The organism is Arthrobacter sp. CG_A4, assembly GCF_035985125.1.
In the GTDB taxonomy this organism is placed as follows: domain Bacteria; phylum Actinomycetota; class Actinomycetes; order Actinomycetales; family Micrococcaceae; genus Arthrobacter.
In genome coordinates this window covers 75,357-101,865 of sequence record NZ_JAXCID010000010.1, presented here as the reverse complement: position 1 = coordinate 101,865, position 26,509 = coordinate 75,357, and the positions used below count along the sequence as shown (strand labels likewise).

Genomic DNA, 26,509 nt, shown 5'->3' with positions numbered 1-26,509 from the left:
CCGCCAGCAGCAAACGCGTGGCCCGCTCATCGAGGTGGGGCAGGATCGTGGCGAACTTCGCACGCAGCGACTCGACAGCATCAGCGGAAATGGGCATACATCATGTTCCCACCCAAAAACCGATTAGTCGTACTTATTTATGGGCGTGTCCTAAGGGCCGGCACGTCTTGGGGCCGGCACGTCTAGGGGCCGGGGCACGCCGCCGTTTCGACGGTTCCCTGCGCACTCGACGCTTAGAGCCATCGAGTGCGCAGGGAACCGTCGAAACGGCCGGGCAAGGGCTTAGATTTCGTAGTCCAGCGGGGCGGACCGGCTGTACGCGCCGGAGTGGTAGAGCAGGGGAGTGCCGTCGTCGCCGACGCGGCCCGCCACGACCTCGACCACCACCACGGCGTTGTTCTCGAAGGAGAGCCGCATCTGGACCTTGCCGATCAGCCAGCCCGCGACGTCTTTCAGGATCGGCACCCCGTGCGGCCCGGGCTCCCAGTGATCGCCGTCAAATCGATCCCGGGTGCGGGCAAACCGCTCGGCAAGCTCCTGGTTCTCCAGCCCGAGCATGTGCACGCCGATGTAGGTGGCGTTTGCCACGGCCGGCCACGAACTCGAGGTCCGGGCCATGTTGAAGGTGAACCGCGGCGGTTTTGCCGACAGCGAGGCCACCGACGTCGCCGTGAAGCCGAACGGCACGCCGTTGTGGTTGACGGTAATGATCGCCACCCCGGCCGCATGCCGGCGGAACATTTCCCTGAACGTTCCCTCGAAGGCCTGGTCCTCTGTGGTCACTGCGATCCAACTCCCTGCTGCCCGTCCGGGTGATACTCCTACCCTGCCAGCGTATTGCGCCGGTGGCCGGTCCCGGTACTTGCAGCTTCCGCGTGGTGCCGCCTTCCCCGCGGTGCCGCGTTCCGGGCCGGCGGAAAGCTTGTTAAGGTTTGTTCCATGACACAGCCCGCGGTACATGGCCAGCACGGCCAGCAACAGGATCAGCGCCTCTCCCGGCAGGACACCCGTCGGGAGGCGCAGCCAGCCGCCGCTCCCGTGCCGCCGGGCCCGGAGCGGAACCGCCGGGCAACGCAGTGGCGCACGGCCGCCCTCATCGCCGCGGCCGGAGTGCCTGTCGGGCTGCTCTGGTGGCTCCTCGCCCCGTCGGGTCTGAACCTGCTCTCGGGGAACCCCGCCTTGCGGAACGGCAGCAACCCGGAAGCCTGGCTGCCCCGGGATCTGGTGCTGGCCGGACTTTTCCTGCTGGCCGGCTGCATCGCGGGCGCCCTGACCGCCGGTTCGAAGGACCAGGAGTCCTCGGGCCAGGACGTTGTGCTGGCAGTTCTGGGCGGCGCCGTGGGTGCCGTCCTGGCCTGGCGTACCGGGGTGCTCTGCGGCATCTGGTTCGGCACCCCGGAAGACGCCTCGGCCAACGCGAGCATCGCCTTCTCGCTGCGGTCCTACGCGCTGCTGGCCATCTGGCCGGCCGCCGTCGCGCTGTCCATTTTCCTGGGCGCCGCTTTCTCATCCCCGCGCAGGGCCGGACCGGATCCGGAAGGGGCCACAGACGGGGCCACGGACGCGGCACCTGATGCGGCAACGGACGCGGCACCTGGCGCGTCGCGCGAACAGCCACCGGCGTAACAGCGTCGGGGCCCGGCCGCCCGGCACGTAAAATGAAAAGGTGACCCTAACTCCTGATAGCCCCGCGCCCGCCGACCTCACCTTCCGCACCGTAGACCTGCGCGGCCGGCGGCTGACCCTCGCCGGTCTCCGCGCCGCCGTTCCGCGGGCGCGGCCGGGCACCACTGCCGACGCCGAAGAGAAGGTCCTGAACATCATCGCGGCTGTCCGCGAGCGGGGCTTTGCAGCGCTCAGCGAACTGGCCCTGACCTTCGACGGCGTGGTCCAGACCCACCCCCGCGTCCCCGCCGGGGCGCTGAAGGCCGCCCTCGCCGGGCTCGACCCCGCCGTGCGGGCGGCGCTCGAAGAGTCCATCCGGCGGGCCCGCCGTTTCGCCGACGCGCAGCGCCCGGCAAACACCGACGTCGAACTCGGCGACGGTGCCGTCGTCAGCCAGAATTGGGTTCCGGTGGCCCGCGTGGGCCTCTACGTCCCCGGCGGCCTCGCCGTCTACCCGTCCTCGGTGGTCATGAACGTGGTCCCGGCCCTGGCCGCCGGCGTCGAATCCATTGCCCTGGCGTCCCCGCCGCAGAAGGACTTCGGCGGACTCCCGCACCCGACGATCCTTGCGGCCGCCTGCCTGCTCGGCGTCGACGAGGTCTATGCGATCGGTGGAGCACAGGCCATCGCGGCCTTCGCTTACGGTATCCCGGCCACCGGAACCGGGGCCGGGAGTCTCGCCGGGCTCGATCCCGTGGACGTGGTCACCGGCCCGGGCAACATCTTTGTCTCCACCGCCAAGCGCCTGGTCAAGGGCGTCGTCGGGATCGACTCGGAAGCCGGCACCACCGAAATCGCGATCCTTGCCGACGCCACCGCCCGGCCGGCCCTTGTCGCCGCGGACCTGATCAGTCAGGCGGAGCACGACCCCAAGGCAGCCTCAGTGCTCTTCACCGATTCAGCGGAGCTCGCGGCAGCCGTCCGGGAGGAACTCGACGGCCAGGCCACCGCCACGAAACACAGTGCGCGGGTCCGTGAGGCACTCTCCGGACCCCAGTCCGGCGTCGTCCTGGTGGATGACCTGGAGCAGGGCATCGCGGCATGCGATGCCTACGCCGCGGAGCACCTGGAGATCATGACGGCGGATGCCGCCGGCGTCGCCGCCCGGATCCGCAACGCCGGGGCCATCTTCGTGGGGGACTACAGCCCCGTCAGCCTGGGCGACTACTGCGCCGGCTCCAACCATGTGCTGCCGACCGGCGGAACGGCCGCCTTCTCCTCGGGCCTGAATGTGACCACTTTCCTGCGCGCCATCCAGGTGGTCAACTACAGCCGCGCCGCCCTGGAACAGGTGAGCGGGCACATCGTGAGCCTGTCCGGCGCCGAGGACCTGCCGGCCCACGGGGAGGCCGTCACAGCGCGGTTCGGCGCAGGCGCCTGACCACTACATGTAGTAATTACAGGCTTGTTATTCAGCCACATCTAGTCGTAAACTGATGGCGGAGCGAATGTTCCGAGAATTTTCCGGTGTCGGAGATTTTCAGCCTACGACGGGGAGGGGACGACGTGTACTGTCCGTTCTGCCGTAACCCCGATTCCCGTGTGGTGGACAGCCGCATCGCCGACGACGGGTCCGCCATCCGGCGCCGGCGGCAGTGTCCCGAATGCGGCCGCCGCTTCACCACCGTGGAGACCACCAGCCTGACCGTGATCAAGCGCTCCGGCGTCGGCGAGCCGTTCAGCCGCGGCAAGGTCATTAACGGTGTGCGCAAGGCCTGCCAGGGCCGTCCCGTCACAGAGGACGACCTCGCCCTGCTGGCCCAGGAGGTCGAGGAGACGATCCGGGCCTCCGGCGCCGCCGAGATTGACGCGCATGAAGTTGGTCTCGCCATCCTGAACCCGCTGCAGAAACTCGACGAAGTCGCGTACCTGCGCTTCGCCAGCGTGTACCAGGCCTTCGAATCCCTTGAGGACTTCGAATCGGCCATCTCCCTGCTCCGCCATGAGGCGCAGACCAGGGGCCGGGAAGAGACGAGCCCGCAGACGAGCCCGCTCTAAGCGGAAATCTTCACGACGGCTCAGCTTCCCCGGCACACAAACTCCGGTGGTGGCAGCGGAGGGGAAGCCGCGGCCACCACCGGCACCAACCCTTCCAACAGGGTTCCCGGGTGGGCGTCATCTGCCGCCGGAGACGGGCAGGACGGCGCCGGTGATGTACCCGGCCTCCTCGGACATAAGCCAGGAGACCGCGGCCGCCACCTCATCCGGTTCGGCTCCGCGCCCCATCGGGATCGAGGGCCTGAGCCGCGCCATCCTGTCCGGCATCCCGGCCGCGGCATGGAGCCCCGTCTTGGTGCTCCCCGGGGCCACACAGTTCACCCGGATGCCCTGCGCCGCGACCTCTGCCGCCAGGCCCACGGTCAGCACGTCCACGGCGCCTTTGGACGCCGCGTAGTGCACCCAGGTTCCCGGCGAACCGGCCTTCGCGGCAGTCGAGGAGATGTTGACAATAGACCCGCCGTGGCCTCCGAGGTCGGTGCTGAGCCGCCGGACGGCCTCCTGGCAGCTGAAGATGAGCCCGGCCACGTTGACGTCCAGGACCCGGCGGACAACGTCGGCGGGTACATCGGTGAGAGGCCCGATCAGGTTTCCCGTGATGCCGGCGTTGTTGACCACCGCGGCGAGGGTGCCCAGGGCCTCGGCGGCGTCGAACAGGCCTGCAACGGCGAGCGGGTCGCTGATGTCGGCGCGGACGGCCACCGCGGTCCCGCCGTCGGCATTGATGCCGTCCGAGACGGCGGCGGCGCCTGCCGCATCCGCCGAATAGTTCACGACGACGGCGTACCCGTCCCGGGCAGCGCGATGCGCGATTGCTGCGCCGATGCCGCGGCTGCCGCCGGTGACGATGACCACCGCGGGCCGGGGGGACGTCATGGCGCTACCTGGCGAGGCTGTGCTGGAGTGCAATCTCGATAGCGGCTCCGACGATTCCGGCATCGTTCTTCAGCTCCGCCGGGACAATCGGCGTGCGCAGCCGCAGCCTCGGGAGGTACTCGTCCGCGCGCTTGGAGATGCCACCGCCGATAATAAAGAGTTCGGGGGAGAAGAGGAACTCGACGTGGGAGAGGTACCGCTGCAGGAGCACGCTGTACTGCTCCCAGCTCAGGCCGTCCCGTTCCCGGGCGACGGCGGAGGCCTTGCTTTCGGCGTCGAAGCCGTCGATCTCCAGGTGCCCGAGCTCGGCGTTGGGGACGAGCTTGCCGTCGAAGATGAACGCGGAACCGATCCCGGTGCCGAGGGTGATCACCAGGACGGTGCCGGCGACTCCTTTGCCGGCGCCGTAGCGGGCTTCGGCGAGGCCGGCGGCGTCGGCGTCGTTGATGACCTCGACAGGGCGGCCGAGGCGGGCGGTGAGCATGGCATCGATATCCAGTTCCAGCCAGGACTTGTCCACGTTGGCGGCGGAGTGGACCACGCCGTGCTGGATGATGCCGGGGAAGGTGACCCCCACGGGGGAGTCGGGGGCCGGGGCATCCGGGCGGGCCGACAGTTCGGCAACCACCTGCGCCACCACCTCGGCGACGGAGGCGGGCGTGGACGGCTGCGGAGTGGGGATCCGCAGACGGTCACCGACGAGCTTGCCCTTTTTCAGGTCGACGATCCCGCCCTTGATCCCGGTTCCGCCGACGTCGATCCCGATCAGCTGGGTGTTCTGCTTCGACTTCTCGTCCTTCTTGGCCAATGTGGTTCCGTTCGTGGCAGGGGCGGGCTAGCGGAGGTCCGGCCGGGGCCGGCGGGGAAGACCGGGATCTTCCGGGTGGTGCTGGAATCAGGGGAGGGTCAGGATTTCCGCGCCGGATTCAGTCACGAGCAGGGTGTGCTCGAACTGCGCGGTGCGCTTGCGGTCACGGGTCACCACGGTCCAGTCATCGGACCACATGTCCCAGTCGACGGATCCGAGGGTCAGCATGGGTTCAATCGTGAAGACCATGCCGGCCTCCATTCCCGTGTTGTAGGCGGGGGCGGCGTCGTAATGCGGAATGATCAGGCCGGTGTGAAAGGCCTCACCCACGCCGTGGCCTGTGAAGTCGCGGACCACGCCGTAGCCAAAACGCCTGGCGTAGGACTCGATGGCCCGGCCAATGACGTTGATCTCGCGACCGGGGGCCACCGCGCGGATGGCGCGGTTCAGCGATTCACGGGTGCGCTCGACGAGCAGCCGGGATTCCTCGTCGACATCGCCCACGAGGAAGGTGTAGTTGGTGTCGCCGTGCACTCCGCCGATGAAGGCGGTGATGTCGATGTTGAGGATGTCGCCGTCCCGGACCACGGTGGTGTCCGGGATGCCGTGGCAGATCACCTCGTTCAGCGAGGAGCACAGTGACTTGGGGAATCCGCGGTAGCCGAGGGTTGAAGGGTAGGCCTTGTGGTCCAGCAGGAACTCGTGGCCCACGCTGTCCAGGTGGTCGGTGGTGACGCCGGGCACGATGTGCTTGCCCACCTCCACAATCGCCTGGGCGGCAATCCGTGACGCAGTCCGGATCTTCTCGATGGTCTCCGCGGACTTGACCTCTGAGCCCGTGAATTTGGCCGGTCCGGGCCTCCCCACGTATTCGGGGCGCGGGATGGAAGCCGGGACGGGGAGCTGTGGGCTGACTGTTCCCGGGATCAGGGTGCCGATGGGTGCTGTCGTAGCGAGAGAAGGCATAGATTGATTCTATAAGGAGTCGCCGAAAGCCGGGAAACAAAGGAGCACCGATGCCCGAATACTGGTACAACGTGAACACCCACGAGGTTGAAGTGGACGCCATGTCCGACTGGAGCCAGCTGATCGGCCCCTACAAGACCCGGGACGAAGCCGAGCACGCCCTCGAGAAGGTCAAGGCGCGCAACGAGACGTGGGACAAGGGCGACGAGGACTGACAGGGTCCTGTCTGACGGGCCCCGCTCGACGGCGGTCCGCGTCCCGGCGGCTAGAAGGAGTGCTCGGGGCCCGGGAACTGCCCTGAGCGGACGTCCTCGCCGTAGGCCCGGGCGGCGTCGCTGAGCGAGGTGCGCAGGTCCGCGTACTGCTTGACGAACTTGGCCATCTTCCCGCCGCGCAAGCCCGCCATGTCCTGCCACACCAGCACCTGGCCGGTGGTTGCGCTGCCGGCGCCGATGCCGATCGTGGGGACGTCGACGGCGGCGTCCACGGCCGCCGCCGTCGCTGCCGGAACCATTTCCATCAGCACGCAGAACGCGCCGGCGTCGGCGAGGGCGACGGCGTCGTCGATCAGCCGCTGGGCGTCGTCGCCGCGGCCCTGGACCCGGTAGCCGCCGAGCGCGTGCTCGCTTTGCGGGGTGAAGCCGATGTGCGCCATCACGGGAATGCCGGCCTGGACCATGGCGCGGACCGTCTCGGCGTAGAACGCGCCGCCCTCGATCTTGACGGCGTGTGCCAGTCCCTCTTTGAGGAACCGGACGCCGGTGGCCACGGCCTGCTGAGCGGAGACCTCGTAGCTGCCGAACGGCAGGTCCGCCACAACCAGCGCGCGCCGGGCCGAGCGGGTCACCGCGCGGCACAAGGGGATCAGTTCGTCCACGGTGACGGGCAGGCTGGTTTCGTTACCGAAGACATTGTTGGAGGCCGAGTCTCCCACCAGGAGGACCTCGATGCCGGCCTGGTCAAAAATTTCCGCCGTGTACTGGTCGTAGGCGGTCAGCATGGCGAAGCGCTCACCGTTGAGCTTGGCCTGGCGCAGGTGGTGGGTGCGGATCTTCGCCGCCGGCTTCGGGGCGGCGTCCGCGGGTGCTGACGCCGGTGGGGCCACTGGCAGGGCCGCCGGCGTAGCCGCCGTCGCGTCCGCCGTCGGGGGCGCAGCCACGGCCGGGGAGGCCGCCGCCGGGCCGTTGCCGTAGGGGGCCGTTAGTTCTGCGGGCGTGCTGGAATCGGGACTGATGCTTGTGGCCATGGCACGAGCGTAGTGCGATACCGCGCGTCCGAGCTACCGGGGACCGGAGCGTGAACGGTGAAAAACGTCACACGGCCGCCGCCGGAATGGACGCCTCCGGGCGTCCGGCGGCATATTCCGGCGCCGCTGTGTTAACGCTGTGTTACGCGGGGCGGCCGCTCCAGCATTCGGCGCCAATGCTTAGTAAAGTGAATCGTGAGCAGCTGTGGGCGCCATGTATGACGGGCCCGGGGCACGGACGAATGAACCGGAAAGAGGCCAGTATGGACCGCCAGCAAGAGTTTGTCCTGCGGACGATCGAAGAGCGCGACGTGCGGTTCGTGCGCCTGTGGTTCACCGACGTCGTGGGGTCGCTGAAGTCTGTGGCTCTTGCCCCGGCTGAAGTTGAAGGCGCCTTCGAGGAAGGCCTCGGCTTCGATGGCTCCTCCATCGAAGGCCTGGCCCGCGTCTTCGAATCCGACATGCTGGCCCAGCCGGACCCCGCCACCTTCCAGATCCTGCCGTGGCGCGGCGAGACCGAAGCGACGTCGCGGATGTTCTGTGACATCCTGACGCCCGACGGCGAGCCCTCCTCCGCGGACCCGCGGAACGTCCTCAAGCGCAACCTGGCCAAGGCCGCGGATATGGGCTTCACCTGCTACACCCACCCGGAGATCGAGTTCTACCTGCTGAAGTCCCAGCATCCGGGCCCCGACGGTTCGCCCGTCCCGGTGGACGAGGGCGGCTACTTCGACCACGTCCCGGGCGGCGTGGCCCAGGACTTCCGCCGGACCGCCGTGACCATGCTCGAATCGGTGGGCATTTCCGTGGAGTTCAGCCACCACGAGGCCGGCCCGGGCCAGAACGAGATCGACCTGCGCTACGCGGACGCCCTGCAGACCGCGGACAACATCATGACGTTCCGCACGGTGATCAAGGAAGTCGCGCTGCAGCAGGGCACCTACGCCACCTTCATGCCGAAGCCCTTCACCGCCCACCCGGGATCCGGCATGCACACCCACTTCTCACTCTTCGAGGGCGACACCAACGCCTTCTACGAGGCCGGAGCGGAATTCCAGCTCTCCGGGACGGCCCGTCAATTCATGGCCGGCATCCTCAAGCACGCGCCCGAATTCACTGCAGTCACCAATCAGTTCGTGAACTCCTACAAGCGGCTCTGGGGCGGGGGAGAAGCCCCGAGCTACCTCAGCTGGGGCCACAACAACCGTTCTGCTTTGGTCCGGGTGCCGCTGTACAAGCCGGGCAAGGGCCAGTCCGCCCGGATCGAATACCGCGGCATCGACTCCGCGGCCAACCCCTACCTCGCCTACGCCGTGCTGCTCGGTGCCGGCCTGAAGGGCATCGAGGAGGGCTACCAGCTTCCCGCCGCCGCCGAGGACGACATCTGGTCCTTGAGCTCGGCCGAGCGCCGAGCCATGGGTCACGATCCGCTCCCGGCGTCCCTGCACGAAGCCATCCGGACCATGGAGGATTCCGAGCTGATGCCGCAAATCCTCGGCGAGCAGGTGTTCGAGCACTTCCTGCGCAACAAGCGGGCCGAATGGCAGGACTATCGCCTCCAAGTCACGCCCTACGAGCTGCAGCGCAACCTCGGCATCCTCTAGGCGGCCCGGGTGAGCCTGGCACGACGCCTGATCGCCGCCGGCTTCAGCGATCTGGACAAGGGTGAACGGTTCCTGGCCGCCCCGGAGCTCGGCGGCCTGGACCGTGAGGTCCTGTTCGCCGGCCTGCAGCTCGCAGCGAACCCGGACACTGCGCTGCAGTCCCTCGTCCGGCTGATCGAAAAGCATCCGGACCTGCGGAAACTGGCCGTGGCCGATCCGGAGCGCAGCGAACCGCTGTACCGGGTGCTCGGCGCCTCCGAAGCGCTCGGCGAATTCCTGATCCGCCACCCCGAACATCTCGACGCCTTCGAGGTGACGGCCAGCCCGGAGCCGCGCGCCGCGGATACCGCGGAACTGCGGGCACGGCTGCTGCAGTCCGTGCGGGCCGATCCGAAGTCCGCCCGGCCCGTCGCAGCCCTGTCGGGGCACGAAGGCTATGAAGCGCTCCGCACCGCTTACCGCCGCGGCCTCGTGGAGCTTGCGGTCAAGGACCTCTGCGCCGCGGATCCGCTGGACTTCATGCCCTCCGCCGGGGCCGAACTGGCGGACCTGGCCGGGGCAGCAATCGAGGCCGCCCTCGCCGTCTCCCGGGCCGAAGCCGCCGACCACTTCAGCGCCGCCGAGGTGGCCGACGTCGGACTCGCCGTGATCGGGATGGGCAAGTGCGGTGCCCGCGAACTCAACTACATTTCCGACGTCGACGTCATCTACGTGATCGAGTCCGGCGGGCTGGAGGACGCGCGCGCGAACACCATCGGCACGGCGCTGGCCTCGGGCATCTCCCGGGCGATCATGGCCACGGGCCGGGAGCCCGGGCTGTGGGAAGTGGACGCCAACCTGCGCCCCGAGGGCAAATCCGGACCGTTGGTCAGGACACTGGCCTCGCACCAGAGCTACTACGCCCGCTGGGCCGAGAGCTGGGAATTCCAGGCCCTGCTCAAGGCCCGGACCATCGCCGGCGACACGGATCTCGGCGCGCGCTACGAAGCCGCCGTCGCCCCGCTGATCTGGTCCTCCGCCGGCCGCGAGGGATTTGTGGAATCGGTCCGCTCCATGCGCCGCCGGGTGACCGAGCACATTCCCGCCGAGGAGGAGCAGCGGCAGATCAAGCTGGGCCGCGGCGGTCTTCGCGACGTCGAGTTCACCGTCCAGCTGCTGCAGCTGGTGCACGGAAAATCGGACGAGTCCCTGCGCTGCCGCGACACCACCGGTGCCATCGCCGCGCTGTCGGCCGGCGGGTACATCGGCCGCTCCGACGCCGCCGAGTTCGACAGGGACTACCGCTACCTGAGGCTGCTGGAACATCGCATCCAGCTCTTCCAGCTGCGCCGCACCCACCTTATGCCGGTCCAGGAAGCCTCGCTGCGGTCGCTCGCGAAGGCCGTGCTGGGACCCTTCGCCACCGAGCGGCCCAAACCCGATGCCCTGATGGCCGCCTGGCGCAGGACCAAGAAGTCCGTCCGGGAACTGCACGAACGCATCTTCTACCGTCCCCTGCTCAACACCGCCGCCGCGCTCAGCAGCGAGGAGGCCCGGCTGACCCCGGAGGCCGCGCAGGGACGCCTCGCGGCCCTGGGCTACCTCGACCCGCAGGGCGCCATGCGGCACATTGAGGCGCTCACCGCCGGGATCAGCCGCCGCGCCGCGCTCCAGCGCCAGCTCCTGCCGATCCTGCTGGGGTGGCTGGCCGAGGGCGTGGATCCGGACACCGGGCTGCTGGCCTTCCGCCGGGTCAGCGAGGCGCTTGGCACCACACACTGGTACCTAGGGATGCTGCGGGATTCGACGGCGGCAGCCGAGCGGCTCTGCCACGTCCTCTCCAACTCCCGGCTGATCTCGGACCTGCTGGAAGTTTCCCCCGAATCCGTGGCCTGGCTCGGCTCGGACAAGGATCTGGTGCCGCTGACGTTCGAGGCGCAGTGGCTCGAAATCGCCTCGAAGATGTCCAGGCATGCGGAGCCGGAGAGTGCCATGCGCCTGATCCGGCTCATCCGGCGCCGCGAAATCCTGCGGATTGCGATCGCGGACAGCGCCGCGGTCCTGGACCAGGACCGCGTGGGCGCTGCACTCGCCGACACGGACCGCGCCGCGGTCCTGGGTGCGCTGCGCGTCGCTGAAACCATGGTCACCGCCGGAGAACCGCTCAAGACGCACGTGCTGGTGGTGGCCATGGGGCGCCAGGGCGGGCAGGAAATCGGCTACGGTTCGGATGCGGACGTGATGTACGTCCATCGCGGCCTGCCCGGGGTGCCCGAGGATGAGGCGCAGACCCAGGCCGCGAAGATTGTTGCGAAGCTCTCCAGCCTTTTGACCCAGCCGCTCAAGCCCGCCATCCTCGCCGAGCGCGTCCTGATGGTGGATGCGGACCTTCGGCCCGAGGGCAAGAGCGGGCCCATGGTGCGGTCACTGGAGTCCTACGCCGAGTACTACCGCCGGTGGTCACTCGTCTGGGAGGCCCAGGCGCTGCTGCGCGCCCGCCCCATGGCCGGCGACGACGCACTGGCCGCCGATTTTGTCGCCCTGGTGAACCCGATCCGCTACCCGGAAACGCTGTCCGAGAAGGACGTGCGTGAAGTCCGCCGCGTCAAGGCCCGCGTCGAAGCGGAGCGCCTGCCGCGCGGGGCGGACTCCGCCCGGCACCTGAAACTGGGCCGCGGCGGCCTGAGCGACGTCGAATGGCTGGCCCAGCTGCTGCAGTTGCAGCACGCGGCGCAGCATCAGGAACTGCGGACCACCTCGACTGTGGAAGCACTGGAGGCGGCGGCCGCCGTCGGGCTGCTGGAGCCGGCGGACGTGGTGATCCTGCTCCGAGCCTGGCGCCTGGCAAGCAGGGTCCGCTCGGCGAATGTGATCTGGACCGGCCGGGCCTCGGATGTGCTGCCTTCGTCCCGCCGGGACCTGGAGGCGGTGGCCCGCTGGTGCGGCTACGGGCAGGGCAACGCCGCGGCCCTCGAGGAGGACTACCTGCGGCTCAGCCGGCGGGCCAGGGGCGTCTTCGAGCGCGTGTTCTACGGCCAGTAGCGTTAGCTGCCTGGATCGACGGGGAGGCTTCGGGTGCTGACACGTCACGCGCATGGTGCTATTTTGGGCGGATGGCCACGCAAATGTACCTGAATCTCCCCGTCAAGGACCTCCACAAGAGCGTTGAGTTCTTCACCGGGCTGGGCTTTTCCTTCAACCCGGCCTTCACTGATGAGAACGCCACGTGCATGATCATCAACGACGATGCCTTCGTGATGTTGCTCGTGGAAGGCTTCTTCAAGACCTTCACCACCAAAGCCATCGCGGATGCCCGCACTACCACCGAGTCCATCATGGCCTTCTCCGTGGACAGCCGCGAGGCTGTCGATGAAATGGTCCGCAAGGCCCTGACCTCCGGCGGCACACCGTCCCAGGAGGTCCAGGACTACGGCTTCATGTACAGCCACAGCTTTCAGGACCCGGACGGGCACCTCTGGGAAGTCATGTGGATGGATCCCGCCGGGCCTCCGAAGGACGCGGCGCTCTAGCCGCGGCTGCCTGATTCCTACGACGGCGGCGTGAGCCCCGGCCTGGGTAGGCTTCTGTTATGCCTGAACACGTGTGGCTGCTGCCGCTGAAGAACCTCGACGACGACTCCCGCGCCATTAAACTGGGCGAGATCGCAGACCTGGAAGTCAGCGGCGAGCAGCGGATGTTCGTGGGCGACCCGCTGCGCATGACGCTTGTGGGGCTGGCAGAAGAGTCCCGCCACCCCTTCGCGATTGACTCCAACGGCGTGGCGGTGGGGGTGTTGACCCTGCAGGCCGGTGCTGCAGCCGCAGCCGGCTGGGCGGACGACGGCTCGGCCTGGCTGCTTCGCGGCTTCCTGATCGACCGCCGGCAGCAGGGCAAGGGCCTCGGCACCCTGGCAGCCGGGTCAGCAGTCCCGGCGGCCGCGAATCTGACGGCCGCCCTCGGCGGCGGACAGGCCGGCGTCGTGCTCTCCGTTAACGAGCTTAACCCCGCCGGACAGGCGGCCTACCGCAAGGCCGGCTTCGAGGACCACGGCCAATACCTTGGCGGCGGCGCCGGCCCGCAGCGGACCATGTACCGGGCGTTCTAAACAGTGCCCGCTGAACGTCCGCAGGCAGTAACGTCAATTTTCATTGACGCTACTGCCTGTGTCAGCTAACGTTGACGGCAGGAGGTGCCTGATGAAGACACTGATCGGTTCCATGGACGGCAAGGGCCCGGCCGAAGCGCTGTACGCGGTGTCTGAGCTCCGCAAGGAAGTGGCCCGCACCGAGACGGAGGTCGTGCTGCGTGCCCGCCAGGCGGGACTCTCCTGGGAGGCCATTGCGACGTGCCTCGGCGTCAGCAAGCAGGCCGTGCACAAGAAGTACGGGAAGCGCTGAGCCGGAGATCCGGACCCGAGGGCCTAACGACGGGCGCCGCCCCAGACCGCAAAGACCAGCGGCCCCCACCGGGAGGGTGGGGGCCGCCGTCGTGCAGGCGTTGGGAACTTTGCGGTGTCGCCTAGACGCCGTAGTAGAGCTCGAACTCGTACGGGTTCGGGCGCAGCGAGAGCGGACGGATCTCGTTCTCGTACTTGTACTCGATCCAGGTGTCGATCAGGTCCTGGGTGAAGACGCCCCCGGCCTGGAGGAACTCGTTGTCCTCGGCCAGTGCGTCCAGTGCCTCCTCGAGCGTGCCGGGAGCCTTGGGGATGTCCTTGGCTTCCTCGGCGGGGAGCTCGTAAAGGTCCTTGTCGATCGGGGCCGGCGGTTCAATCCGGTTGCGGATGCCGTCGATGCCGGCCATCAGCTGGGCAGCGAACGCCAGGTACGGGTTGGAGGACGGGTCCGGAGCGCGGAACTCGATGCGCTTGGCCTTGGGGTTTGAGCCCGTGATCGGGATACGGATGCCCGCGGAGCGGTTGCCCTGGGAGTACACCATATTGACCGGCGCTTCGAAGCCCTTGACCAGGCGGCGGTAGGAGTTCACCGTCGGGTTGGTGAACGCCAGCACGGCGGAGGAGTGCTTCAGCAGGCCACCGATGTACCAGCGGGCCATATCGGACAGCCCGGCGTAGCCCTTTTCGTCGTAGAACAGCGGCTCGCCGGCGGTCCAGAGCGACTGGTGGCAGTGCATGCCGGAGCCGTTGTCACCGAAGACCGGCTTCGGCATGAACGTGACCGACTTGCCCCAGGCATCGGCGGTGTTCTTGATGACGTACTTGAACTTCTGCAGGTCATCCGCCGCGTGGGTCAGGGTGGTGAACTTGTAGTTGATCTCAGCCTGGCCGGCGGAGCCCACCTCATGGTGGCTGCGCTCGACCTCAAGGCCGGCCTCGTCGAGGGCGACACACATGGCATCGCGGAGGTCAACCTGTTTGTCGGTCGGGGAGACCGGGAAGTAGCCGCCCTTGACCGGGGTCTTGTAGCCGAGGTTTCCGCCCTCTTCTTCACGGCCGGTGTTCCAATGGGCTTCCTCGGAGTCAATCTTGTAGAAGCTGCCCTGCGGGGAGGACTGGTACTGGACGTTGTCGAACACGAAGAACTCGGCCTCGGGCGCAAAGAACGCGGTGTCGGCGATGCCGGTGGAGGCGAGGTACGCTTCGGCTTTTTCAGCCACACCGCGGGGATCTCGGTGGTACGGGTCGCCCGTGCGCGGGTTCACGATCGAGAAGTTCAGCGCGAGCGTCTTCTCCATGCGGAACGTGTCGATGAATGCCGTGGTGACGTCCGGGATGAGCTGCATGTCCGACTCGGCGATGCCCTGGAAACCGCGGATCGAGGATCCGTCGAAGAGTTGGCCGTTGACGAAGAAGTCGGCGTCGACGCTCTTGGCGGGCACGTTGAAGTGCTGCTGAACGCCGGGGAGGTCGGTGAAGCGGATATCGACGAATTTGATTTCTTCGTCTTTGATGAACTTGAGGACTTCGTCCGCAGTCTTGAACATCTATGCTCCTTACGCATATGAAAGATCTGGCCGTCAGGCCGTATGGTCCAGCGCAGTCCGACGGCGGGGTGCACCCGAAGGTCTGCCCCGCCCCTATGCCGCTAGCAACTGTTACCACCCTAAGGACACGGGGTTTCCCCGCGGTGTCCGCTTTGTTTCGGGCACGTTACGGAATGCCCTGACAGGTCAACGGTAGTCGCTGTCCACAGTGTGGCCTATCCGGTTCCACCCTGTGGCCGTGCGAGGTCCACACAGTGAACGGCCCTGCGAGGCCGGTCTTTGCCGATACTCTTGGAGGGTGGTGGATCGTAAAGACATAGGCTCATGGCTCGGCGGGCCGGATACGTCGGGCATCTCGAAGTATCCCGGCGAGCGGCTGGGGCTGCCCGAATCCGGGCCGGGCTCCATTGCCCGTGCCGGACGGCGGATCCTGGCCATCTGCATTGACTGGGGGATTGCGCTGTTGATCAGCAACTTCGCCTTCGCCGGGAACCCCTGGACAACCCTGGCCGTGTTCGCCGTCGAACAGGCCCTCCTGATCGGCACGCTGGGGTACAGCATCGGCCACCGCATCATGGGCCTCCACGTGACCCGCCTCGGCGGCGGCCCCGCCGGCCCCCTTCCGGCCCTGGTCCGCAGTCTGCTGCTGTGCCTCGTCTTCCCGGCCGTCATTTTCGACCCGGACCAGCGGGGCCTGCATGACAAGGCCATGAACACGGTGCTCGTCCGGAGGTAGCCTCTCTCTGGCGTCGACAGGGCTTGCCCTGCCTTATCGAACCGGCGGCGGCAGGAACACGCGAGCGGATCGCTCCCGGCCACGGCGACCAGCTCGGAGGCGCTCTCCGGACCCAGCCATTCGCCACATTTGGCCGCTAAGCCACCGCAGATAGCGGCCATTTGCGTCCAATGGAGGAGCCAGCCGCGCGGAGGGCGTCGGCGGGCCGGCTACGACGCTCCGGACCACGCCATTCGCCACATGTGGCCGCTGAACCGCGCCATTCGCCACACTTGGCCGCTAAACCCCCGCAGGTAGCGGCCATTTGCGTCCAATGGAGGCGCCAGCCGCGCGGAGGGCGTCGGCGGGCCGGCTACGGCGCTCCGGACCACCGCCATTCGCCACATGTGGCCGCTAAGCCACAGCAGGTAGCGGCCATTTGCGTCCAATGGAGGAGCCACCCGCGCGAAAGGGCTAGACGCCGGCCGCCTCACCGGCTGTCTCCCGAGCCGACGTCGAAGCGCCCGGCGTCGAAGGGCCCCGTCCGGCCGTGGCCGTCAGGTGGCCGCGGCGGCCGGCCCAGCGTTCAAACCAGACGGTGGCGAACGGGATGACGGCGGACGCCCCGGCGAACAGCGCCACCCGGAACGGCCAGCGCTGCAGGCCCCACAAGCTCAGGGCGGCGATGCCGTAGCCGATGAAGAACGCCCCGTGGATGGGACCTGCAATCTCAACGCCCAGCTCGGTGGTCCGGGTGACCCATTTGAGAAACATGCCGATCAGCAGGGCGGCCCAGCTGAAGCCCTCGGCGATGGCCAGCACCCGAAAGATGCGGATCATGACAGGTGTGGACGGCAGTTTCATAACGGAGTCTCCGCGTTCTGTCCCGGGGGGACGGTCGGTCCGGTCTTGGGCAAAAGGAGCGCCCCGGCGGCCGGCCTGGAAGGCGGTCACCGGGGCGTCCCTGTGGCTCTGGTGCTGGTCCCTAGCGTCCGCGGGCTGCTTTGCGGTCCGGACGGGCCTTGTAGGGATCGATGCCCTTGGGGATCGGCAGGCGGCTTCCCAGCGAGGAAATTCGCTTGGAAACGGTGTTGACCTCCAGCTTGGTCAGCTCGTTTTTCAATTTGGTCATCTTCTTAGCGACCTGGCTGATGGGAACCTGGCCCTCGCCGCGGCCGCTTTCAATCACGTGGATGGTGACGTTGGGAAGGATGCGGGCGAGCCGCTTGCGTTCGGCGTCGACGAGCGGCTTGACCCGGCTGCTGGGGCCCTCGCTGACGAGCACAACGCCGGGACGGCCAATTGCGCGGAAGACGGCGTCCTGCGTGCGGGGGTTGACCGCGACGGGCTGGTCCTCGGTGATCCAGCCGCGCTTGAGTGTGCCCAGCGCGGCGCCGGAGGCTCCGGGCTGGTTTTCGATCTGCGCGAAGGCGGCGCGCTCGGCCCGGCGGGACAGGATCAGGGTTGCCGCGAGGATACCCAGCGGGATGCCGATGATCAGGCCGGTGATCCAGTTATCCAGCAGGTAGCCAACAACAAAGCTGACGGCCACGACGCCGAGGAACGCGAGCAGCATGAGCCACGGGACCATCGGATCGTGGCGGCGGGTCATCTGGAAGACCTCGCCGATCTGCTTCAGCCGGCTCGGCTTCTTGACCTTCGCTGCTTTGGGCTTGCGGGAAAAGAAGCCGCGCTTCGGAGCATCAGAAGCCGGAGAGGAGGTGCTGGAATCAGAGGAATTCGCCATAGTGCCTTAATTCTACGTGATTTATGGCCAGGGGTCGGACGCTGAAAGTGTCAGGCGCCGGTCCGTGGAAACCATCTTTCAACCGTTTTCAGGAGTGTGCTGCGATCAGCGAGCTGGCTTCCTGGCGGGTGCTTCCCGAGCTTTCGATGTGCGCCAGCTCGGCGGGGATCTCCCAGCCTTTCTTGCGCATTGCGGTGGCCCAGAGCCGGCCCGCGCGGTAGGAGGAACGCACCAGCGGCCCGCTCATAACGCCGAGGAAGCCGATCTGGTCCGCTTCCTGCTGCAGCTCCACGAATTCCTGCGGCTTGACCCAGCGGTCAACCGGCAGGTGACGCTCGCTGGGGCGCAGGTACTGGGTGATGGTGATGAGGTCGCAGCCCGCGTCGTGCAGGTCTTTCAGTGCCTCTGAGATTTCCTCGCGGGTCTCGCCCATACCGAGGATCAGGTTGGACTTCGTCACCATGCCGAGTTTGCGGCCCTGCGTGATGACGTCCAGCGACCGGTCGTAGCGGAACGCGGGGCGGATGCGCTTGAAGATCCGGGGGACGGTCTCCACATTGTGGGCGAACACCTCGGGCTTGGAGTCGCAGATGGCCTCGATGTGCTCCGGCTTGCCAGAGAAGTCCGGAATGAGGAGTTCGACGCCGGTGCCCGGGTTCAGTTCATGGATCTTGCGGACCGTTTCAGCGTAGAGCCAGACGCCCTCGTCGGCGAGGTCATCGCGGGCCACACCGGTGACGGTGGCGTAACGGAGCTGCATCGCCAGGACGGAGCGGGCCACCTTGGTGGGCTCGAAGACATCCACGGGGGAGGGCTTGCCGGTATCGATCTGGCAGAAGTCGCAGCGCCGGGTGCATTCGGAGCCGCCGATCAGGAAGGTGGCCTCCTTGTCTTCCCAGCATTCGAAAATGTTGGGGCAGCCGGCCTCTTCACACACGGTGTGGAGTCCCTCTTTTTTGACGAGGTTCTTGAGCTGGACGTACTCGGGGCCCATATGGACCTTGGCCTTGATCCATTCGGGCTTACGTTCCACCGGGGTGGCCGCATTGCGCTGCTCAATACGCAGCATTTTTCGGCCTTCTGGTGCCAGTGTCACAGTAGAGCTCCTTCATGGTTTGCTACTAGCGCTTCTTCATTGTTGCGCAGTTCTTCGGTGATCCGCGACACGAGGTCGGCGGGCGTGACGTCCCTGCCCGTCTCCTGGGAGATGGTGGTGACGCCGGCGTTGGTAATGCCGCAGGCGATGATCTGGGTGTACGGGGCGAGGTCGTTGTTGCAGTTGATCGCGAAGCCGTGCATGGTAACGCCGTCGTGGACGCGGATGCCGATGGCGGCGATCTTGCGCGCCGGACCCAACGCGTCCTGCTCGAGCCAGACGCCGGCGCGTCCCTTAATTCGGACGGCCGCGATCCCGTAGTCGGACAGAACGGCGATGATCACGGCTTCCAGACGCTCCACGTAGTCGCGGATCCCGGACGGGTTCTTGAGTTTGAGGATGGGATAGCCCACCAACTGGCCGGGGCCGTGCCAGGTGAGCTTGCCGCCGCGGTCAACCGGGACGACGGGGGTCCCGTCAAAGGGGCGTTCGTGGTCCTCGGTGCGTTTACCCGCCGTGTAGACGGCGGAGTGTTCGAGCAGCAGGACCGTGCTGGGCGACGTGCCGGCGGCGACTTTCCCGTGCAGTTCGCGCTGGATGTCCCAGCCGCGGGTGTAGTCGACGAATTCCGGGGCGAAACCAAGCCGGGAGAACTCAAGAGTCATGGCATCCAGCTTAGACCCGGACCGTCGTCGGGCCCGATTGTGTGTCCAAGCTCTCATGCCTGTGGATAACTTCTGCGGGATTCCTCGGGATCGGCTATTCCTAGGGTATGGAAGATGACGCGCGGACAGGCGACAGGGCCCCCGAGGTTCCCGGATACGACGTCGGCCGCTGCCTGGGCCGCGGCGGCAGCGCGACGGTCTGGCTGGTGACCGAACAGTCCACAGGCCGGGCGTACGCCCTCAAGTGTTTCCCGTGCCGGTCCGCTAACGACGGCGAAGCGACGGAGGCCCGGGATCCGGAGGAGGGCATGCGTCGTGAGGTCCGGATCCTCTCCGCCCTGGCTCACGAGCATCTGGTCAAAGCCCGCTCGGTGGTCCGTATACGCTCCCCGCGCGGCGGCGCGCCCAGCGGGGACGGCGACGGCGGTACGCCCTTCGCGGACGACGACGGCGGCGGCGCGAGCAGCGACGGCGGCGACGGCGCGGGCGGTGACGGCGACAGCGGCGACGGACTGGGGCTCGTACTGGACTACGCGCCCGGCGGGTCGCTGGGCGGGCTGGTGGCCGGCAGGGGAAAGCTGGGTGCAGGGGAGACGGTGACTATCCTGACCCCCCTCGCGCAGGCCCTGGCCTATCTGCACGGCAACGGCTTCACACACGGCGACTTGTCTCCCGGAAACGTGCTCTTCACGGCGCACGGCAAGCCACTGCTGGCCGATCTGGGCGTCGCGAGGATGGTGGCCGATCCCGGCGACGTGTCCCAGGCCGGGACGGACGGTTTCCGCGACCCCGCACCAGTGGATGCCGTCCGGGCTGGTCTGCAGCCGGAGCGGGACGTCTATTCGCTGGCCGCCCTCGGCTGGTACTGCCTCACCGGCAGGGCTCCCGAGCCGGGGCCCCAGCGGCCGCCACTGCCCTTGCTGGTGCCGGATGTTCCCGCGGCGCTGGCAGCGGCCCTGGAAGCCGGAATGCACGAGGACCGGCGGCAACGGCCCCCGGCCGCGGAGTTCGCGGCCGCAATCTACCGCAGCGCCGAGGCGGCGCCGGTGGACCTGTCCGTGTCAGTCCACGCCACGGTCATCCCGGAGTTGCTGACCCGGCGCGCCCTGCCCCGCAGCGCGCGGGAGCGGCGGGCCGCAAGACGGAGGGGCTGGCTGGGCAGGACCTGGCGGCGCAGGAGGCGGTTGCCGGGGAGCAGATCACCGAGGAACCGGCTCCGCAGGAACTGGCACCGCAGGAACAGGCTGCCGCGGAACGGGCTTCCCCCCGGGACTGCCACGCAGACGACGCCCGGGCCTGCCGCGCAGACGACGCCCGTCACACAGACGGCACCCGGGTCGGGGCCGGGGTCACGGCGCCCCGGCGCAGCCCCGGCCGGAGCCCACCGCCGCCTGCCGGGGACTCAACAGGTGGCCCGGCCCCGCCGTGTCCGAGCAGTCGCCCGCCGCCAGGCGGCTGGCGCGCTGCTTGCTGTTTCGTTGCTCGCTGTCGCTCTACTCGGCGTCGCGCTGCTGGGCGGGGCGTGGCTGCTGGCGGGCGGACGGGTAACCCTGGCGCCCTTCCCTGAACTCGTCCCGCCGCCCGGCGCGGCCACTGAAGCGGCCACTGAAGCGCCGCCCGGCGCGGCCACCGAAGCGGCAACGACGCCGGACCCGTCCGGGGCAGCGCCACCGGCAGGGCCGCAGGCAGGGGCACCTGCTGAGGCTGAGGTGCGGGCCGACCTGGACGCCTTGCTGGCATCGGTGGACCCTGAAGAGGCGGTCCGGGGACTGGCGCGGCTTCGCTCCCTGGCGTTCAGTTCCGGGAACTTCCGGCTGCTGGATCAGGTCAACGTACCGGGGTCGGCCGCAGCCGGTGCGGACGGCCGGATCAGCGCCCTGCTGACGGAGTCAGGGCATGTGTTGGCCGGCTTCGCTACCGTCCTGACGCGGGTGGAGGGTGCCGCCGGCGGCACCGCGACCCGGGCCGTGGTCGCCGTCAGCGCGGCAACCACGCCCTACCGGGAGCAGGATTCCGCCGGTAAAGTGGTGGCGGACGCGGCCGCCACGCCTGAACAGCGGCTGCAGCTGGTCCTCGTTCCCGTCGACGGCCGCTGGCGGATCCAGGAGATCCTGCCGGAGGAGTCCGCCGCCGGCTAGTGGTCATTTTCGTTAGTTCGTCGGGGGTCTGGGCGCGGTGGCCGGGCCCAAGGGGACATGCCCCGCGCCGGGGCCGGCGGGTGGACATAGTGTCATTATGCCCAGTCCCGGGTGCGAAAAATGGGCATGTCCCGCGGCGCTGGACACCTGGTCTGGGCACCCGCCCAAGGGGACATGTCCCGCGCCGGGGCCGGCGGGTGGACATAGTGTCATTGTGCCCGGTCCCGGGTGCGAAAAATGGGCATGCCCCGCTGGACTGGACACGGACCCAAGGGGACATGCCCTGCGCCGGGGCCGGCGGGTGGACATAGTGTCATTGTGCCCGGTCCCGGGTGCGAAGAATGGGCATGTCCCGCGGCGCGAAAAGGTCCAGGCCGCGCCCGGACCCCCGAACTAACGAAAATGACGATTAACCGCGGTCCGCCACCCACGCGGCAGCCTGCGCCAGGGACGGATGCTGCCACTCAAACCCCGCCGCGCTGAGCACCGCCGGCTCCATCCGCTGGCTTGCGAGCAGCAGTTCCTCCGCGAGCCCGCCCATCACCAGACGCAGCACCGGCGCCGGGACGCGCAGCATCGCGGGGCGGTGGAGGGCGCCGGCCAGCGCCCCGATCAGCGCATTCACATCCGCGCTCTCGGAGGCGCAGACATTGACCGGACCGGACACCGGGGCAGCGAGCAGGAAGGCGAAGGCGTTGGCCACATCCGGGAGCGTCACCCACGGCCAATACTGCCGCCCGTTGCCCAGCGGTCCGCCCACGCCGAGGCGCAGCAACGGCATCAGCCGGCCCAGCGCGCCACCGGAGCGGCTCAGGACGACGCCCGTGCGCGGTGTCACCACCCGGACGCCGGCCGGAGCCTCGTGCGCGGCCGCTTCCCAGTCGGCGCAGATCCGGGCCAGGACGCCGCTGCCGGCAGGGGCGTCCTCGCGCAGCACGGCCGGGCCGGCAGTGCCGTAATAGCCGGACGCCGACTGGCTCAGGAATACGGACGGCGGGGTTTCCAGCCGGGCCATCGCCGTCGTCAGGGTCCGGGTCGGACCCAGCCGCGAGCTGCGCAGCTCGCTGATCCGCCGCCGGGTCCACGGCCGGTCCCCGATGCCGGCGCCGGAAAGGTTGATGACGGCGTCGGCACCCTTCAGCGCCGTGTCATCGATCTGCCCCGCCGCAGGGTCCCATTGGAACTCGTCGGGCGCCGTCGGCGGGCGCCGGACCAGCGTCCCGACGTCGTGCCCGGCGCTGCGCAGGGAGCTGGTAAGGGCGGTTCCGATCAGCCCGGAGGCTCCGGCAACAATGATTCGCATGTTCCATCTCACCATGTCCGGCACGGCAGGGAAACCTCCCGGGAGGGAGTGGCGGTGTTGACTATGATCTAACGATGACCTCTTCGAGTTACTTCCGTTTCCCGCATCTGCACGGCGATCTGGTCACCTTCGTGGCCGAGGACGACGTGTGGATTGCGCCCCTTGGCGGAGGCCGAGCCTGGCGTGTCTCCTCGCTGCAGTTGCCCGCCCGCAGCCCCCGGTTCACCCCGGACGGCAAGCGGCTCGTGTGGACAGTGATTCAGGGGACGGCACCGGAGGTGGTCACCGCGGACGTCGACGGCGGCGGCTACCGCCAGCTGAGCTACTTCGGCCACAGCTCCACCCGGGTCAAGGGCTTCACCCCCGGCGGGGACGTTGTGGTGACCAGTGCGTTCCGGCAATCCGACAGCCGGCACACCCACGCCTACAGCCTTCCCGTCGCCGGCGGCTGGGCCAGCGAACTCCCGTTCGGCCCCGTCGAGTCCGTAGCTTTTGGCCCCGAGGTCGGCGACGAACGCCCCGTCGTCCTGGCCAGCGTGCTCTCGCGTGAGCCCGCCTGGTGGAAACGCTACCGCGGCGGCACCGCCGGAAAACTGTGGATCGACGGCGACGGAAACGGTGAGTTCGAACGGCTCGCCGCCGAGCTCGACGGCAACCTGACCGACCCGATGTGGGTGGCCGGCCGGATTGCCTTCCTGTCCGACCACGAGGGCTACGGCAACCTCTACTCGGTGCTGCCGGACGGCACCGACCTCCGCCGCCACACGGATCACGAGGACTTCTACGTCCGGCACGCAGCCACCGACGGCCGGCGCGTCGTTTTCGAATCCGCCGGTGAGCTTTGGCTCCTGCCCGACCTCGGCTCGGACGCCGTAAAACTGGACATCACTCTCGGCTCCGCCTCCCAGGCCCGCCGCGCCGCACCGCTGAAGACGTCCCGGCACCTTGGCGATGTTGTCCCGGACCGTGCCGGCGGGTCCAGCGCCGTCGAAGCCCACGGCACCCTGCACTGGCTGCGGCACCAGGACGGCCCGTCCCGCGTCCTTGAAGCGACGCCCGGTGTCCGGGCCCGGCTGCCCCGCCCCTTCGGCGACGGACGGATCGCCTACGTGGCCGACCACGACGGCGTCGAAGCCCTGTACCTGAAGGCCATCGCCGCCCCTTTGGACGGTGGAACCCGGAATGGCGGAACCCAGGGCGGTGGAACCCCTGACGGCGGAACCCGTGACGGCGGAACCGGGACCGGCGTGCACCGGACCGATCGCACCGCTGTGCCGGAACCCTCCGCCGCAGCGGAAGAATCCGACGCCGGAACGCCGCTGCCGCAGCCGGTTTCCGCCGCCACAATCACCGGCGCCGGCGCCGCCGTGTCCGCTCCGACCCAGGCCAGAAGCAACCAGGCCGGAACCAGCCGCGACGGTGCCGACACCGCCGGCCCCGCGGGGGACGGCGACACCTCCCCGCTGGACGGTCGAGGTTCGCGGCAACTGACCCGGATCGACTTTCCCAAGGCGACCCGGACCAGCGCCATCGAGGCCAGCCCGGACGGCAACTGGCTCGCCGTGGGCACCTCGTTCGGGGACATCTACCTGGTGGACACCCGTACCGGCACCCTGGCGCTCGTGGGCAGCATCGGCGAAGGCAGCATCGACGGGTTCAGCTGGTCCCCGGACTCGGCGTGGCTGGGCTGGGCTGAGCCGGTCACGTCCTTCGGCTCCCGCAGCCGGCTGCGGATCACAAAGGTCGACGCCGCCGGGACGTCCGGGGACCCGTTGCGAGCCATCATCGACGTCACCGACGGCCGCTTCCGCGACGAGTCGCCGTCGTTCACGCCGGATGGCAAATTCCTCGCCTTCCTCTCCAACCGCAGCTTTGACCCCGTCTACGACGGGCACTCGTTCGACCTTTCCTTCCCGAGCCCTATCAAGCCCTACCTTGTGGCCCTCGCCGCGGACACCCCCTCCCCGTTTGGACCCAGCGTCGACCTCCAGGACGACGTCAACGCAGGTAAGGTCAACGCCGGCGATGCCGGCGCCGGCAAGGTCAACGCCGGCGATGCCGGCGCTGAGCCCCGCGAAGGATCCGCGAAGGAAGAAGTTCCCGCCGTTTCCGTCGACGCCGAGGGCCTGGCCCACCGCGTCATCAGCGTGCCCGTGCCGCAGGGAAACTATTCCGGACTGACCGCTACGCCCGGGGCGCTGCTCTGGCTGGACAATGAGCTCTTCGGCGTCACCGGCGAAGGCCGCGCCAGCCTGGCGGACAAAAACGCGGCACCGAAACTGGTCCGCTTCGATCTCGCGAAGCGCCGCACCACCACCATCGTGGAGTCGCTGGACAGCTACCGCCTCTCCGGGGACGGCCAGAAGGTTATCTTCCTGCAGGACAAGCAGATCCGAGTTTCACCCGCCGGCGCCAAGGCCGACGAGGAGTCCGGCCAGCTGGTCAAGGTGGAGCTGAACCGCATCCGCGTGCAGCTCGATCCGCTCAGCGTCTGGGGCCAGGCTTTCGATGAAGCCTGGCGGCTCCAACGCGACTTCTTCTGGACCGAGGATATGGCCGGCCAGGACTGGGACTCGGTCCACGCCCGCTACCGTCCCATCGTCGACAGGCTCGGCTCGCACGACGACCTCGTGGACCTGCTTTGGGAACTCCACGGCGAACTGGGCACCTCGCACGCCTACGTCCGGCCCGCAGCAGTCACCGAGAACGGCAGCAACGGTCAGGGCCGCCTCGGCGCGGACCTGGCGTTCACCGGCGAGGGCTGGGAAATCACCCGGATACTGGCGGGGGAGTCCTCCGACCCGCTCGCCACCTCGCCGTTGACCCGCCCCGGCGCGGACGCGAAGCCCGGTGACGTGCTGCTCGCGATCGACGGCGTCGAGCTCACCGAAGCGCGCACTCCTGCCATCCAGCTGGTCGGCGCCGCCGGCCGTGCCGTGGAACTCACGCTCCGCAACGGCCCACGGCACGGTGACCAGGCCGGAAAACAGCGCCGGGTGGCGGTTGTTCCGGTCAAGGACGAGGAACGGCTGCGATACCAGGAATGGGTTGCCGCCAACCGCCGCACCGTGCGGGAGGCGTCGCAGGGGACCTTCGGGTATCTCCATATCCCGGACATGATGGCCAACGGCTGGGCGCAGCTGCACCGCGACCTCGATACCGAAACGTCCCTCGACGGACTGATCGTGGACGTCCGCCGCAACCGCGGAGGCCACACTTCCCAGCTGGTGGCGGAACTCATCGGCCGCAAGGTCACCGGCTGGAGCATGCCCCGCGGTGAAAAGCCCGGGACCTACCCGCACCACGCGCCGCGCGGTCCGGTCATCATCCTGACCGACGAATTCGCCGGCTCCGACGGCGACATCATCACCCAGGTGGCCAAGCTGCGGGGGATCGGCCCGGTCATCGGCACCCGGACGTGGGGCGGCGTCGTAGGGATCGACAACCGGTTCGCCTTGGCCGACGGGACCGGCGTCACCCAGCCCCGGTACGCCACCTGGTTCTCCGGCGGCGTGGGCTGGGGTGTCGAGAACTTCGGTGTCGCCCCGGACATCGAAGTGACCTTCCCGCCGCACGCGTACGCCGCGGGCATAGATCCGCAGCTCGAATACGGCATCGGCGCCCTCAAGGAAATGATCCAGGAACTGCCCACCGACCGGCCGCCGCTGCGGGAAGGCTACCGCCAGGTGCGTCCAGCCCCGCTGCCCGCCCGCCCGAAAGGCTAGCCGTTCCCAGATGCCGCCGGCTTAAACGGCGAAGG

General features: G+C 68.4%; 23 protein-coding genes. 12 read left to right on the top strand and 11 right to left on the bottom strand.

Annotated features, from left to right (window positions below):
* Positions 1-282: 282 nt before the first annotated feature.
* Positions 283-741, bottom strand: coding sequence for a flavin reductase family protein (locus tag RCH07_RS06595; RefSeq protein WP_326966680.1), 459 nt, complete (start codon positions 739-741; stop codon positions 283-285).
* A gap of 198 nt (positions 742-939) precedes the next feature.
* On the opposite strand from RCH07_RS06595, the gene RCH07_RS06590 reads away from it, so the two are divergent.
* The 3 genes from RCH07_RS06590 to nrdR all read left to right on the top strand — a co-directional run bounded on the left by RCH07_RS06590 (position 940) and on the right by nrdR (position 3,663).
* On the top strand, positions 940-1,626 hold the full coding sequence (locus tag RCH07_RS06590; protein WP_326966675.1) for a hypothetical protein: 687 nt from the start codon (positions 940-942) through the stop codon (positions 1,624-1,626).
* A 40-nt stretch (positions 1,627-1,666) separates the two neighbouring features.
* Positions 1,667-3,046, top strand: coding sequence for a histidinol dehydrogenase (gene hisD, locus RCH07_RS06585; protein WP_326966674.1), 1,380 nt, complete (start codon positions 1,667-1,669; stop codon positions 3,044-3,046).
* A 125-nt stretch (positions 3,047-3,171) separates the two neighbouring features.
* Entirely contained in the window at positions 3,172-3,663 is a 492-nt protein-coding gene (gene nrdR / locus RCH07_RS06580) for a transcriptional regulator NrdR (protein WP_326966679.1), read from the top strand.
* Positions 3,664-3,780: 117 nt separating this feature from the next.
* On the opposite strand, the gene RCH07_RS06575 is transcribed toward nrdR, so the two are convergent.
* The 3 genes from RCH07_RS06575 to map all read right to left on the bottom strand — a co-directional run bounded on the left by RCH07_RS06575 (position 3,781) and on the right by map (position 6,313).
* Entirely contained in the window at positions 3,781-4,539 is a 759-nt protein-coding gene (locus RCH07_RS06575) for an SDR family oxidoreductase (RefSeq protein ID WP_326966673.1), read from the bottom strand.
* A gap of 4 nt (positions 4,540-4,543) precedes the next feature.
* The gene (gene ppgK, locus RCH07_RS06570) at positions 4,544-5,347 is read right to left on the bottom strand and encodes a polyphosphate--glucose phosphotransferase (RefSeq protein WP_326966672.1); all 804 of its coding nucleotides are present in this window, start codon (positions 5,345-5,347) and stop codon (positions 4,544-4,546) included.
* A gap of 87 nt (positions 5,348-5,434) precedes the next feature.
* Positions 5,435-6,313: a type I methionyl aminopeptidase gene (gene map / locus RCH07_RS06565; protein WP_326966671.1), complete on the bottom strand. Its 879-nt coding sequence runs from the start codon at positions 6,311-6,313 to the stop codon at positions 5,435-5,437.
* A 50-nt stretch (positions 6,314-6,363) separates the two neighbouring features.
* Here map and RCH07_RS06560 point away from each other — a divergent pair, with 50 nt between their 5' ends.
* Entirely contained in the window at positions 6,364-6,528 is a 165-nt protein-coding gene (locus RCH07_RS06560) for an SPOR domain-containing protein (protein WP_326966670.1), read from the top strand.
* Between the two features lie 50 nt (positions 6,529-6,578).
* Here the strand turns inward: RCH07_RS06560 and panB are convergent, their stop codons facing one another.
* Positions 6,579-7,559 (bottom strand): 3-methyl-2-oxobutanoate hydroxymethyltransferase, encoded by a 981-nt coding sequence (panB, locus tag RCH07_RS06555; protein WP_326966669.1) that lies wholly within the window; start codon positions 7,557-7,559, stop codon positions 6,579-6,581.
* A 263-nt stretch (positions 7,560-7,822) separates the two neighbouring features.
* Between panB and glnA (RCH07_RS06550) the strand changes: the two genes are divergently transcribed.
* From glnA (RCH07_RS06550) to RCH07_RS06530, 5 genes are all read left to right on the top strand, one after another.
* Complete coding sequence (glnA, locus tag RCH07_RS06550) at positions 7,823-9,163, top strand: type I glutamate--ammonia ligase (RefSeq protein ID WP_326966668.1); 1,341 nt, start codon at positions 7,823-7,825, stop codon at positions 9,161-9,163.
* 9 nt (positions 9,164-9,172) lie between these two features.
* Positions 9,173-12,184, top strand: a complete 3,012-nt coding sequence (locus RCH07_RS06545; protein ID WP_326966667.1) for a bifunctional [glutamine synthetase] adenylyltransferase/[glutamine synthetase]-adenylyl-L-tyrosine phosphorylase — start codon at positions 9,173-9,175, stop codon at positions 12,182-12,184.
* Between the two features lie 71 nt (positions 12,185-12,255).
* Positions 12,256-12,672 (top strand): VOC family protein, encoded by a 417-nt coding sequence (locus RCH07_RS06540; protein WP_326966666.1) that lies wholly within the window; start codon positions 12,256-12,258, stop codon positions 12,670-12,672.
* A 59-nt stretch (positions 12,673-12,731) separates the two neighbouring features.
* Positions 12,732-13,247: a GNAT family N-acetyltransferase gene (locus RCH07_RS06535; RefSeq protein ID WP_326966665.1), complete on the top strand. Its 516-nt coding sequence runs from the start codon at positions 12,732-12,734 to the stop codon at positions 13,245-13,247.
* A 91-nt stretch (positions 13,248-13,338) separates the two neighbouring features.
* On the top strand, positions 13,339-13,539 hold the full coding sequence (locus RCH07_RS06530) for an AsnC family protein (protein WP_326966664.1): 201 nt from the start codon (positions 13,339-13,341) through the stop codon (positions 13,537-13,539).
* A gap of 121 nt (positions 13,540-13,660) precedes the next feature.
* Here the strand turns inward: RCH07_RS06530 and glnA (RCH07_RS06525) are convergent, their stop codons facing one another.
* Positions 13,661-15,085, bottom strand: coding sequence for a type I glutamate--ammonia ligase (gene glnA / locus RCH07_RS06525; RefSeq protein WP_326966663.1), 1,425 nt, complete (start codon positions 15,083-15,085; stop codon positions 13,661-13,663).
* 298 nt (positions 15,086-15,383) lie between these two features.
* On the opposite strand from glnA (RCH07_RS06525), the gene RCH07_RS06520 reads away from it, so the two are divergent.
* A complete protein-coding gene (locus tag RCH07_RS06520) occupies positions 15,384-15,821 on the top strand; it encodes an RDD family protein (protein ID WP_326966662.1) in 438 nt (145 codons plus the stop codon).
* A gap of 453 nt (positions 15,822-16,274) precedes the next feature.
* Here RCH07_RS06520 and RCH07_RS06515 read toward each other — a convergent pair whose 3' ends face one another.
* The 4 genes from RCH07_RS06515 to lipB form a co-directional block, all read right to left on the bottom strand.
* On the bottom strand, positions 16,275-16,640 hold the full coding sequence (locus RCH07_RS06515; RefSeq protein WP_442784782.1) for a DUF3817 domain-containing protein: 366 nt from the start codon (positions 16,638-16,640) through the stop codon (positions 16,275-16,277).
* Between the two features lie 145 nt (positions 16,641-16,785).
* Positions 16,786-17,547, bottom strand: coding sequence for a DUF4191 domain-containing protein (locus RCH07_RS06510; RefSeq protein ID WP_326966660.1), 762 nt, complete (start codon positions 17,545-17,547; stop codon positions 16,786-16,788).
* An 88-nt stretch (positions 17,548-17,635) separates the two neighbouring features.
* On the bottom strand, positions 17,636-18,643 hold the full coding sequence (lipA, locus tag RCH07_RS06505; protein ID WP_326966659.1) for a lipoyl synthase: 1,008 nt from the start codon (positions 18,641-18,643) through the stop codon (positions 17,636-17,638).
* Positions 18,640-19,365, bottom strand: a complete 726-nt coding sequence (gene lipB / locus RCH07_RS06500) for a lipoyl(octanoyl) transferase LipB (RefSeq protein WP_326966658.1) — start codon at positions 19,363-19,365, stop codon at positions 18,640-18,642. Before lipB ends, lipA begins: the two co-directional genes overlap by 4 nt.
* 50 nt (positions 19,366-19,415) lie before the next feature.
* Here lipB and RCH07_RS06495 point away from each other — a divergent pair, with 50 nt between their 5' ends.
* Positions 19,416-21,446, top strand: coding sequence for a serine/threonine-protein kinase (locus tag RCH07_RS06495; protein ID WP_326966657.1), 2,031 nt, complete (start codon positions 19,416-19,418; stop codon positions 21,444-21,446).
* A gap of 409 nt (positions 21,447-21,855) precedes the next feature.
* Here the strand turns inward: RCH07_RS06495 and RCH07_RS06490 are convergent, their stop codons facing one another.
* Positions 21,856-22,749 carry a TIGR01777 family oxidoreductase gene (locus tag RCH07_RS06490; protein ID WP_326966656.1) on the bottom strand — a complete coding sequence of 298 codons (894 nt, stop codon included), beginning with the start codon at positions 22,747-22,749 and terminating at the stop codon, positions 21,856-21,858.
* 74 nt (positions 22,750-22,823) lie between these two features.
* On the opposite strand from RCH07_RS06490, the gene RCH07_RS06485 reads away from it, so the two are divergent.
* Complete coding sequence (locus RCH07_RS06485) at positions 22,824-26,474, top strand: S41 family peptidase (RefSeq protein ID WP_326966655.1); 3,651 nt, start codon at positions 22,824-22,826, stop codon at positions 26,472-26,474.
* Positions 26,475-26,509 lie beyond the last annotated feature (35 nt).